This window comes from Microbacterium sp. Leaf288 (assembly GCF_001422925.1).
Taxonomy (GTDB): Bacteria; Actinomycetota; Actinomycetes; order Actinomycetales; family Microbacteriaceae; genus Microbacterium.
The window spans coordinates 42074-53849 of the sequence record NZ_LMNI01000010.1; the positions used below are offsets into that span (position 1 = coordinate 42074).

Sequence of the window (11776 nt, forward strand, 5' to 3'; positions counted from 1 at the left end):
GGTTGCCTCGCCTAACTAAGTCGATCTCGGAGCGTGTGTCAATGTGCGGGCGTAACAGTTCCCCCGGTCTTCATGGACTGCAGCCAAGAACACGCGGGTGGCGTCAGGCCGCCGGTTGCGGAATCGTCACCACGCCCGCTGCCCCGTCGACGGTCACGTGGACCCCCGTGGTGATCGTCTCGGTCGCGCGCGGGACTCCGACGACCGCGGGGATGCCGTACTCCCGTGCGACGACGGCCCCGTGGCTGTTGGCGCCGCCCATCTCCATGACGAGCCCGCCCGCGGTGAGGAACAGCGGGGTCCAGCCTGGATCGGTCGAGGGGGCGACGAGGATCTCGCCGGGCTCGAGGCGCGCCCCGACCGGGTCGATGATGACGCGCGCGGGGGCGGTGACGGTCCCGGCCGACGCCGGAGTGCCACGCAGCGCCCCGGGCTGATCCGCGGCGGAGCCGGCGCCGACGGCCTCCGGTTCCGTGCCGTCGGACAGCAGCATGCGCGGCACGTGCCGCCGGCGGAGCTCGGCGTCGTACCGGTCTCTGCGCTCACGGACCGTCTCGCGCATGTCCGTTCCGGCCGCGGCACGCTTCGTCTCGTCGAAGTCGAGGAAGAACACGTCGGCAGGGGCCGCGATCCGGCCCGCGGCGGCGAGTTCGATGCCGATGGCGGCCAGCTCCGCTCGTGCCCGGCGCATCGCGATGATCATGAGGAACTTCGGCATCTCGCGCATGCCGACGAGCGCTCGAGCCCTCCGGAGGCAGAACCCGACGGCGGCGGCGCGAGCCCGGCTGCGCTCACGCGCGCGACCGACGAGGGTGTCGATCATCGCCTCGGCGTCGCGCGCACCGGCGGCGAAGTGCTGCGCGGGGGTCGCCGCATCCGTATCGAGGCGGAGGTATCCCGACAGCACGCCGAAGAGGTGCGCGGGGTCTTCAGCCCAGCGCGGCATGCCGAGGTCGATCTCGGCGACGGCGCGGTGGCCGTAGCGGGCGAGGAAGTTCGCCATCACGCGCTGCAGGACGGCCGGCAACGCGCCCGCGAGGTAGGCGTCCGCGAGGTCTTCGGCGTCGCGGGTGCGCAGCGCCGCAGCCGACTCGGCGTCGCGCCGCGCCCGCACCGCGACGTCCCACAGTTCGAGATCCATCTGGGTGGTGACGTTGTCGGGCACGCTGCGGAGCACGGTCTGCAGATCTCCCGGCTGCGTGGAGCCGCGCAGCAGTCGGCCGGCGAGCCCGAGCATGCCGAATCCGACGACGGCGCCGGGCAGGCTCCGGGGCGCCAGGGGCATCGCGCGGAAGAGCAGATCGACGACCCCGTCGACGCGGGTCGGGATGTCGCTGCCGGAGGGGAGGTCGCGCGCCCGCACCTCCGCGGCGAGCCGCTGCACCCGCCGCTGGGCGGCAGCAGGGCTGAAGAGCGCCTGTCCGACGAGCAACGGCAGCCGGATGCGCGCGGCGAGGTGCAGGAAGCCGCGCGCGAAGCGTCGCCGCGACCGTGGAAGCACCGTGAACCGCGGGTCGTCGAACAGCCCTCTCAGGACCACGGCGGACCGTGCTTCCATCACGTCGAGCGCCCGCGGGAAGATCTCTCGGCCGACCGCCGATCGCACGACGGGCGTCGCGTCGACGAAGATGCGGTCGCCGCCGATCGCGAAGGCGCCGGGTCCGTCGGAGATCCGGGCGGGACGGCGGCCGATGAGGTCGAGGAAGCCGGAGCCGATCACCCGGAAGGCGGCGACGCCCATCGGCGTGATCGGCCGATGGAGCCCCTGCGCGAGGCTGACGCAGAAGTAGACGCGGGTGTCGCCGGCGGGCAGCCGCGCGTCGCGCACGGGCACAGGGAACAGGGTGGTGACCGGCCGCGATTGGGTGAGCCAGGCGTGCCCGTCGCCGTCGATCGCCCACTCGATGTCCTGCGGGCTGCCGAACGCGCGTTCCACTCGGTCTCCGAGCGCGGCGAGCGCACGCACCTGCGCGTCGGCGACGCTCGCCGGCTGATCGGCCTCACCGCCGGGTCGCCGATCGAGGATCCGCCCGGTCGCCGTGTCGATGACGAAGTGGTCCGGGTCGACCGAACCCGACACGACCGCCTCGCCGAGACCGCGCGCCGCGTCGAGCACCGCCTGGCGGCGGCGGCCGGTCACCGGGTCGGCCGTGAACAGCACGCCCGCGGACTCGGCATCGACCATCCGCTGCACGACGACTGCCAGGGCGACTCCCGCGCCGTCGATGTCCTGCGCGGTGCGGTACGCGACCGCGCGGTCGGTCCACAGCGACGCCCAGCAGCGGTGGACCGCATCCAGCACGTCGTCGATGCCGGCCACGTTGAGGTAGGTGTCCTGCTGGCCGGCGAAGCTCGCACCCGGCAGGTCCTCCGCGGTCGCCGACGATCGTACGGCGACGGCACCGGCCCCCGGCTCCAGCCGGTCGTACGCCTCTCGCACCGCGTGGGCCACCTCGTAGGGGAACGGCGCCTCGAGCACGGCCGTACGCGCGGACGCGGCATCCGTGATCGTCCCGGACTCGACTGCCGAGCCGCGGACCGCGCGCCGGTAGGCCGCGGTGGTGACGCAGAAGCCCGGCGGCACGTCGAAGCCCGCGCGGATCAGCTCGCCGAGGTTCGCCGCCTTGCCGCCGACGGTCGCGAGGTCATCGGCCGACAGTTCCGCGAGGTCGACCACGAAGCCGCCGTGCGGTGCGGGGCTGGACGCGGCCATGGTGTCGTCCTATCGGCCAGGTCGGCCCACGCTCGTGGGCTCAGGTGCAGAATCGCACTCCCCGCACCCCGCCACAAGATCGACCGGGCTCGTCAGTCGGCCCAGGCCTCCTCGATGGCGATGTCGCGTCCGAGCACCCTCGCCGCCGCGCGGTGGCCGGAGAGCATCGCCGCGGGCACCGTCGCCGGGTCGTCGGTCCACGTCGCCTCGCCGGCGAGGTGGAGCACGCCGCCGATCGGCGTCGCGAGGTCGTCGTGGTCGGCCGTCGTCGACCCGACCGTCATGTAGGCGTACGACCCGTGCGACCACGGGTCGTCCTGCCAGTCCGTGATGTGCACGTAGGTCGGCGTCCCGACGCGCTCGCCGTACAGGCGCCGCAGCTGCACGAGGATGGACTCGACGATCTCGTCCTCGGTCCAGTCCCACGTCTCGACCGCCGCCGGGCCGGCCGCGAAGGTCAGCAGCGTCGGCGTGCCGTCGAGCGCGGTGAGGTCGTACCACGAGTGCCACCACCGGCTCTCGGGGCCCTGCTGGCGGATCGCGTAGACGCCGTCATCCCAGAACTTCGCCGGAAACCGCAGGAACACCTTCTCGAACGCATTCATCGTGAGCCTGCTCAGCGCGCCCGCGACGGGTTCCGGCAATGCGGGCTCGATCACGAAGTCGTCCGACTGCAGCACGCCCACCGGCACGGTGACGATCGCGGTGTCGGCGGAGAACAGCCCGTGGTCGGTCGTGACCAGCACGCCCTCCGCAGACCACTGCACGGCGGACACGACATGGATGAGACGGATGTCGAGTCCCTCGGCGAGCCGTCGCGGCAGGCGGTCGTACCCGTCGGGGAACACGACCTCGTCGCCGTCGATGGAGTCGTCGTCGAGCCCGTGCGCGGCGAGGTCCTCGATCCACGCGCCGTACTGCTCCTCCGAGCGGTGCTCGAGGTACTCGCGCACACGCTGCGTGCGCTCCGCGTCCCATCCCTGGGCGGCGAGCGCGGCGTCGGTCACATCCCGGTACGACGCATCGGGAGCCGAGGCGGAGACGACCTCCCGCAGTGTGGCGTCGACGGCGTGGATGTCGTCGATGTACGCCCGGGTGGCGGCATCCGTCAATCGCTTCCCGTCGGGTCCGTAGTACGCGATCGGGCGGCTGTCGGGCTGGTAGCCGCCGACGGTGAACTCGACGGTGCGCATGCCGAAAGCCTCCGCCGCCGCCGCGACGGGGGAGTCGGTGATGCCGTGGATCCACGAGGCGCCCATGTCGGTCACCGTGCCCGGGAAGTGGCGGTCGGTCGAGACGCGGCCGCCTACGCGGTCGCGGGCCTCGAGCACGACGACACGACGGCCGGCCTTTCTCAAGAGGCGTGCGGCGGTGAGACCTGCCACCCCCGCGCCCACCACGATCGTGTCGAAATGATCCATCTGCGATCCTCCCCGGCCGGCGCATCGCCGCGCCCTTCGACGCTAGCGGCATCCGGCAGATCGCAGATCCACGGGCGCCGCCGCGTCAGAGCTTGTAGCCGATGGCGCGCAGCAGATCCCGGCGATCCGCGACGTCCTGCTCGGTCTCGACGCCGACCGGCGGCTGACCGTCGATGACACCCGCGACGCCGCGCCCGGCGTCGGTCGCCGCGACGAGTATCTGCACCGGGTTGGCGGTCGCACAGAAAATGGAGCAGACCTCGGGCACGGCTTTCACCTGGTTGAGGACATTCACCGGGAAGCCGCCCTGCAGCATGATCACGAACGCGTGGCCCGCGCCGATCGCCAGCGCGGCATCGACGGCGAGCGCGACGAGGTCGTCGTCGTTGCCCGTGCGGCGCACCAGCCGCGCACCGGATGCCTCGCAGAACGCGACCCCGAACCGCAGCGTTCCGCCGACCCCGGCGAGTGCTTCGTGCAGGTCCTCGACGGTCTTGATGAAATGCGATTGGCCCACGATGACGTTCACGTCGTCCGGCTTGACCAGCGGGACGACCTCGATGTCGACGGTCATGGGAACCTCCTCCGACAGCGCCAGCCTAGACTCCCGGCCTTCTCGCCGCGCGGGGGTCTGCGCGCCCTATGCCGGCCGTGTGGTGAGCAGCAGCCGGCAGTGGTGCGCCGTCACGAAGGGCTCGAGGCGCTCGAGCTCCAGCGGACCCTCGGTGTGCAGCAGCACGTCCTGCACGAGGCGCGCGTGCACGCCGCACACCAGGGCGCGGTCCTCGTCGATCATGTCGTGGTACCGGCACGGCGCGAGGTCGAACGACAGCGTCTTCTCGTCCACGGCCGGATCGAGCCCGGCGTCGTCGAGGTGCTCGTACAGCACGTCGAGCTGTCGCGCGGCGTCGGCGGGAAGCTCCGGAGCCTCGCTGCGGGTCACGGCACGCAGCATCCGTCCCCTCGCCTCGGCGCCCTCGACGCGCGCGCTCGCCGCGTCGCTCGACGCCGACTCGCGCACGGGGTGGAACACCACCGGAGGGCGCCCGCGGACGCCGACCTGGATCGTCTCGCTGCGGATGAGCCCCTCGTCCTCCAGCACGCGCAGATGGTCGCGGACCGTGTTCAGCGGGATGCCGGACTCCGAGGCGAGCTCGCCGGCGCGGCGTCCGGGCACGCGCTGAATGGCCTGCAGCAGCTGCAGGCGGCGGGGCTGGGTGAGTCCGCGGAAGTCGTGCGCGCGGCGGGGCATGGTTCCAGGGTAAGAGGGCTGTCTCCGCCCGCGCTGAGAGGTCGACCGGATAAAACCGGTGGAACGCCCGCCGCGTGATGCAGGGACGGAGGAGAGTCGAGGCCGTCGCGTCCGGTCCGAGAAAGGAACCCCATGCAGCTCTCACCGGAGTCCGAAGCCATCGTCCGCGCCACCGCGGGTGTCGTCGCCGAGCATGCCGAGGAGATCACGAAGGTCTTCTACCCGGCGATGTTCGCCGCCCACCCGGAGCTCCTCCGCGTCTTCAACCGCGCGAACCAGGCGGTGGGGGAGCAGCCGAAGGCGCTCGCCGCGTCGGTCGTCGCCTTCGCGGTGCAGCTCATCGACCCGAACGCGCCCGACTTCACCCCCGTGATGCGCCGGATCGCCCACAAGCACGTCTCGCTCGGCATCCAGGCGCGCTCGTATCTCGTTGTCGGACACCACCTCCTGGCGGCCGTGGGGACGGTGCTCGGCGACGCCGTGACCCCCGAGGTGAAGTCCGCGTGGGACGAGGTCTACTGGCTGTTCGCGACGTCGCTGATCGCCGAGGAGGCGAAGCTCTACGCCGAGGGCGGCACCGACCCCGAGCAGCCGTGGCGCTCGTACCGGGTGGTCGAGCGGTTCGAGGAGTCCGACGACGTCTTCTCGCTCCTGCTCGCGCCGGTCGCGGGCGAAGTGCCCTCGCACCACACCGGGCAGTACGTCGCGATCGCGGTGGACCTGCCCGACGGCTCGCGCCAGCCGCGCCAGTACACGATCTCGTCAGGCCCGCGCGGCGACTCGCTCCGCGTGACGATCAAGCGCGTGCGCGGCGTCGGCGACACCCCCGACGGCCAGGTGTCGACGTGGCTGTTCGAGAACGCGAAGCCGGGCACGGTGCTCGACGTGTCGCAGCCGGCCGGCGACGTGGTGCTCGACGATTCCGAGCAGCCCCTCGTGCTGGTGTCGGCAGGCATCGGCATCACGCCGGTCGCCGCGATCCTCGAAGACCTCTCCCGTCGCCAGCCCCAGCGCACCGTGCGCCTCTTCCACGCCGACCGCGCGCACGACACGCATGCGCTCTACTCGTCGCTGCGCCGCCAGGTGCTCGCGATGGACGATGCGAAGGCGCAGAACTGGTACGAGACGGATGCTGCGACCGCCCCCACGCTCCACCCGGCGCGCGAGGGGTTCATGGACCTCGCCGACGTCGAACTGCCCGCCGGCGCGACGGTGTTCATGTGCGGCCCGCTGCCGTTCATGCGCACCTCCCGTGCGACGCTGATCGCGCGCGGCATCCCGAGCGAGCGCATCCACTATGAGGTCTTCGGCCCCGACCTGTGGGCGCAGAACCCCGAGGGCGCGGCGGCCTGAGCTGGGGGACGACGGCCGGTACCCGCGCGGGTGCCGGCCGTTGCCGTTGGCGCGCGCACAGAATCGGAGGTCTCGCCCGACACGCCGGGGACGGATGCTGCCAGCCGGCGTGTCGCGAGGGACCTCCGATTCTGTGCCCGTCGCCGGAGCGGCCTACCGCCCGCTCGACCTCGGTGGGACCATGAACCATGGCGACGGGGGCCGACGGGGACGGGGCCGACGGGGGCGAGGCCGCGAGCGACGCCGCGCTCGCGCGCCGGCTGCAGATCCTCGCGACCGAGCACTGGGGTCTGCTGGCCGCACGCAGCACCGCGCAGAGCGAGGTGCTCACGCGCATCACGATCTACCTCACGCTCGTCTCGGCGGGCCTCGTCACGATCGGCCTGCTCGGGCAGGCGACGCGGTTCGGGTCGTGGTTCCCCGCGGCGGCGCTCGGCATCCTCGGGTTCCTGTCGGTCGTCGGCCTGCTCACGCTCATGCGCGTGATGACGGTCGCCGAAGAGGACCTCATGTACGTGGTCGCGATGAACCGCATCCGCGGCGCCTACGCCGACGTCGATCCCACCGCCGCCCGCTATTTCCTCGCCTCACCCAGCGACGACCAACTCGGATCCATGGTGACCTACTCGTTCCTTCGCTACCGCGGCGGGCTGGAACAGGTGCTCGGCTCGTCGATGATCCTCAGCATCCTCGTCAACGGGTCGGTCGGGGGCATGTTCGTCGGCGGTCTCTGTGCGGCTCTCGGCACGCCCGTGATCGCGGCGGTCGTCGTCGGCGTCGTGGTCGGTCTCGCCATCGTCGCCTCCGCCGTCCTGTACGGCGGGTTCCGCTACCGGACGGTATGGACGACCTACAGGCCGCTCCGCCCGAGCGCGGGCCCGCCTCCGCACTGGGCGCGACGCTGATCTGCGCACCGCGGCAGGCGATGAAGGACAGCCGCGTCGTGTCGCGGATGTATCAGACGGGGGCCCAGACGCTCTGTCGTGTCGTTGAACCCGACATCGAGGAGCTGTCATGCGCATCACCTACCGCATCCTGTCATTCGCCATCTGCGCGCTCGTCGCGCTGCAGGCGGCGTCGCACGCCTGGGCCTCGGCCGGGCTCGGCCTGTACATCGCCGAAGGCGGCGTCGTCGACGCGTCCGCGCAGGAGGGCCCGCCGCCGTTCCCCGAGGTGATGGGCTTCATGATCCACGGCATGAACGGCATGTTCGTCATCCCGGCGCTCGCGCTGATCCTGCTGATCGTGTCGTTCTTCGCGAAGATCCGGCGGGGCGTCGCGTTCGCCGCCGTCGTGCTCGGGCTCGTCATCCTCCAGGTGACGCTCGGCCTGTTCGGTCACGGCATCCCGCTTCTCGGGTTCTTCCACGGCGTGAACGCGCTGCTGCTGTTCACGGCGGCGCTCCTGGCCGGACTCAACGCCTCGAAGCGCCGCGTCTCGGCACAGGCCGACGCGGTCGCCACGCCCGCTGCCGCCAGTGCTTCCGCCTAGGACCGCCTCAGCGAAGAGCCGGTGGGCGTGGTTCGCCCGCCGGCTCGGCGCTGTGCTGGGCCTGGTCGCGGTCGGGCTCGTCGGCTGGATGTGGTGGGCGAGCGTGCTCCCCGGCTCGTACTCGGCGCTCGACATGGGCGTGCCGGACTTCGGGGGCGGCGCCGGCTCCGAAGCCCACGCCGCGGCGCACGCCCATGCAGGCGCCGCCGACGGCACAGCGGCCGCGCCCGCAACCGGTGAGACGTCCGTGCCCGACCTGATCGCCGACCCCGATCGGCTCGCCGACGTTCACGTCGAACTGACCGCGCGGGCCGAGCGCGTGAGCCTCGACGGCGGAGAGCCGTTCGACGGCTTCACCCTCAACGGCAGCACGCCGGGCCCGACCATCCGGGCGACGGAGGGCCAGCTCGTCGAGGTGGTGCTGCGCAACGAGGACGTGCCCGCCGGTGTCACCGCGCACTGGCACGGGGTCGACGTCCCCAACGCGATGGACGGCGTCGCCGGCGTCACGCAGGACGCCGTCATGCCAGGGCAGAGCTTCACCTACCGCTTCGTCGCCGAGCAGGTCGGCACGTTCTGGTACCACGCGCACCAGGCGTCGCACCCGCAGGTGGTCGGCGGCCTCTTCGGTGCGCTGATCCTCGAACCGGCTCCGGAGACGGATGCCGCAACCGCCGCCGTGACCACTGCCGGCGTCGACCTGGTCGCGGCGATCCACACCTACCCGGGCGGGCAGCGCACGATCGGCGGCGCGCTCGGAGACTCCCACCACGACGCCGCTCCCGGCGACATCGTCCGCGTTCGGCTCGTGAACACCGACTCCACGCCCACGTCGGCGTGGGTGACCGGGTCGTCGTTCCGGGTGCTGGCGGTCGATGGGCACGACCTGGTCGGTCCCACGCCTGTCGACGATCACAGCGTGCAGATCACCGCAGGCGGCCGTGCCGACCTCGAGCTGCGCGTTCCCGACAGCGGCGCCGCCCGCGTGCAGGTGCCGGGGGCCTCGGTCACCATCGGCCCCGATGGCGTCGAGGCCGACGAGACGTCAGCGCCGAGGGAGCATCTCGACCTGCTGTCCTACGGCGAACCGGCAGACGTCGACTTCGACCCCGAAGCGCCGGATCGCCGCTTCGCCTACGACATCGGCCGCCTCCCCGGCTTTCTCGACGGTCGCCCCGGCTACTGGTGGACGATCAACGGCGGCATGGGGGCCGCGGTGCCGATGTACATGGTCGACGAGGGCGATGTCGTCGTCATGACGATCGCCAACAGCAGCGGCGAGGGGCATCCGATGCACCTGCACGGCCACCACCTCCTCGTCCTCTCCCGTGACGGCGTACCGTCGTCGGGCAGCCCGTGGTGGGTGGACTCCCTCGATGTCGCACACGGCGAGTCGTTCGAGGTCGCCTTCGTGGCCGACAACCCCGGCGTCTGGATGGACCACTGCCACAATCTCCCTCACGCCTCGGAGGGGCTCATGACCCACGTCGCGTATCACGGCGTCACGACGCCGTTCCGCCTCGGGCGAGACACCGGCAACGACCCGGAGTGAACGCCCGGCCCCGCCCCTCGCGTGAGAGTGTGGGCGCATGACCTCGCTCGACCCGCTCCCCCCGAACGGCCCGGCGCTCGTCATCCGGCAGGAGGAGCGAGCGGATGCTGCGACCGACCTCGAGCGCTCCGTCGAGCTCCTTCGCGCTGTCGCCGACGGGACCATCGCGCAGCATCGGGTGGTGCGGGTGTACACGCCCGTGCCGACGGTCGCGATGAGCCGGCGCGAGAGCCGGCTGCCGGGATTCGAGGTCGCGCGGACCGCCGCGAACGAGCGCGGCTTCGCCCCGGCCATCCGCCCGACGGGCGGGCGCGCCGTCGCGTACGACGAGAGCTGCATCGTTTTCGACGTGGTCGCGCGCGAGGCCGAAGGAGCGATAGATCAGGCGCGGTTCTTCCGCGAGATCGGTGACGCGCTCACCGCGGCCCTGCGCGGACTCGGCGTAGACGCCCGCGTCGGCGATGTGCCGGGCGAGTACTGCCCCGGCGAGTTCAGCGTCAACGCCCGAGGAGCGGTCAAGCTCATCGGCACCTCCCAGCGCGCCGTGCGGGGCGCACGGCTGCTGAGCGGGATGCTGCCGCTGGGGGCGGTCGATCGGTTCACCGACGTGCTCCTCGCGGTGAACGCGGCCCTCGAGCTCGACTGGGACCCGGCGACCTTCGGCACCCTGGCCACCGAGGTCCCGCGTATGCCGAGATCGACGGTCGAGGACGCCCTGATCACCGCGCTCGCCGGCGCCGCGTGAATCGCTGTTGCTCGCGGGTCCGGGCCGTTTCGACTCGCTCGTTCCTCGCTCGCTCAACGACCGGTGGAGAAGGCCACGTCAACGGCCAAACCACCCTTCCTTGCTTCGTCTCGCTCGTTCCTCGCTCGCTCAATGACCGGGTGCCATAACCCCCGGTCGTTGAGCGGAGGGCGCTCTGGCGCCCGCAGTCGAAACGCGCCGAGCATCCGGGATCATCGGCCCCTGCTCACCCCGTGATCGAGCCGAGGGGCTGCGGGATGCCGCCGCCCGCGGGACGGAGGGTGCGGGCGTAGTCCTCCTTGAGCACGGCGAGGTGGAACCACGCCTCGACGCCCGAGACGCCGGGGATCTCGCGGATCCGCTCGAGGCTCGCGTACAGCGCGCCGGCGGACGGTTCGACAAGAGTCGTCACCACGTCGAAGCGGCCGAGGGTGCGCGCGGCGAAGTCCACGCCGCGCCACGTGCGCAGCGCATCGGTCACGCGGTCGTCTGTGCCCGCGAGGTTGAGGCCGACGCCCATCGACAGCTGGCGGTGCACGAGCCCGCGCGCCTCGACGGCGCTGATCTTGATGACGCCGCCGTCGACGAGCCGCTGCACGCGTGTCGTCACCGCCGAGGGGGAGAGCCGCACGGCCTCGCCGAGCGCCCGGTAGCTCTTGCGGCCGTCGCGCTGCAGCTGCTCGATCAGCGCGGTGTCGATCGCGTCGATGGTGACGTCGCCGTGGTATTCCGAGACGAAGAACCCCTTGACCACGTCGGTGTAGATCAGCGTGTTGATGTCGGCGACGCCGGGCAGCGCCCGGATCTGGGCGAGCAGGTCGTGCAGCGCCGGCATCGACCCGAGTCGCACCTCCGTCACGAGGTCGTACGCGCCGCCGACGGCGGAGACGAGCACCGTCTCGCTGAGTCCGCGCAGATGCTGCGCCACGGGCTCGACGCCGCCCTGCGTGCGGATCGATACGTGCGCCAGCACATGCTGCCCGAGGAACACCGGGTCGACCGCGGCGACGACCCGCACGGTGCCGTCGGCCAGCATCGCGTGGAGCCGGGTCGAGACGGCGGCGCGGGACTGGCCGAGGCGACCGGCCAGCGTGTGGATGCTCGCGCGCCCGTCGACCTGCAGCTCGCGGATGAGTTCGGCGTCGAAATCCATCGCGATCGTCCAATTCGTCGATTTTCCCGGGAACGCACGTCGTCGCGTGCGGAATCCGAGTCTAGAGCCCTGTCCACAGGACGCGACAAGTGATTC

General features: G+C 71.8%; 10 protein-coding genes. 5 read left to right on the plus strand and 5 right to left on the minus strand.

Translation table 11 applies throughout. The features are described from left to right. Nucleotides 1-103: 103 nt before the first annotated feature. The 4 genes from ASF40_RS04345 to ASF40_RS04360 form a co-directional block, all read right to left on the minus strand. Entirely contained in the window at nt 104-2713 is a 2610-nt protein-coding gene (locus ASF40_RS04345) for a PEP/pyruvate-binding domain-containing protein (protein ID WP_056367029.1), read from the minus strand. 92 nt (nt 2714-2805) lie between these two features. Then, nucleotides 2806-4134: a flavin monoamine oxidase family protein gene (locus ASF40_RS04350; protein ID WP_056367030.1), complete on the minus strand. Its 1329-nt coding sequence runs from the start codon at nt 4132-4134 to the stop codon at nt 2806-2808. Between the two features lie 85 nt (nt 4135-4219). After that, the gene (locus ASF40_RS04355) at nt 4220-4708 is read right to left on the minus strand and encodes an adenosine-specific kinase (RefSeq protein ID WP_056367031.1); all 489 of its coding nucleotides are present in this window, start codon (nt 4706-4708) and stop codon (nt 4220-4222) included. Between the two features lie 66 nt (nt 4709-4774). Continuing rightward, the gene (locus tag ASF40_RS04360; protein ID WP_056367032.1) at nt 4775-5386 is read right to left on the minus strand and encodes a helix-turn-helix domain-containing protein; all 612 of its coding nucleotides are present in this window, start codon (nt 5384-5386) and stop codon (nt 4775-4777) included. A gap of 132 nt (nt 5387-5518) precedes the next feature. On the opposite strand from ASF40_RS04360, the gene ASF40_RS04365 reads away from it, so the two are divergent. The 5 genes from ASF40_RS04365 (at nt 5519) to ASF40_RS04385 (ending at nt 10527) form a co-directional block, all read left to right on the plus strand. Next, nucleotides 5519-6739, plus strand: coding sequence for a globin domain-containing protein (locus ASF40_RS04365; protein WP_056367033.1), 1221 nt, complete (start codon nt 5519-5521; stop codon nt 6737-6739). 188 nt (nt 6740-6927) lie between these two features. Beyond that, nucleotides 6928-7644, plus strand: a complete 717-nt coding sequence (locus ASF40_RS04370; protein ID WP_056367034.1) for a hypothetical protein — start codon at nt 6928-6930, stop codon at nt 7642-7644. A gap of 109 nt (nt 7645-7753) precedes the next feature. Continuing rightward, nucleotides 7754-8230, plus strand: coding sequence for a hypothetical protein (locus ASF40_RS04375; RefSeq protein ID WP_056367035.1), 477 nt, complete (start codon nt 7754-7756; stop codon nt 8228-8230). A gap of 52 nt (nt 8231-8282) precedes the next feature. Continuing rightward, complete coding sequence (locus ASF40_RS04380; protein ID WP_056367036.1) at nt 8283-9782, plus strand: multicopper oxidase family protein; 1500 nt, start codon at nt 8283-8285, stop codon at nt 9780-9782. Nucleotides 9783-9819: 37 nt separating this feature from the next. Then, nucleotides 9820-10527 (plus strand): lipoate--protein ligase family protein, encoded by a 708-nt coding sequence (locus tag ASF40_RS04385; RefSeq protein ID WP_056367037.1) that lies wholly within the window; start codon nt 9820-9822, stop codon nt 10525-10527. Nucleotides 10528-10753: 226 nt separating this feature from the next. Here ASF40_RS04385 and ASF40_RS04390 read toward each other — a convergent pair whose 3' ends face one another. Further along, nucleotides 10754-11680: an Lrp/AsnC family transcriptional regulator gene (locus ASF40_RS04390; RefSeq protein WP_056367038.1), complete on the minus strand. Its 927-nt coding sequence runs from the start codon at nt 11678-11680 to the stop codon at nt 10754-10756. Between the last annotated feature and the right edge of the window lie 96 nt (nt 11681-11776).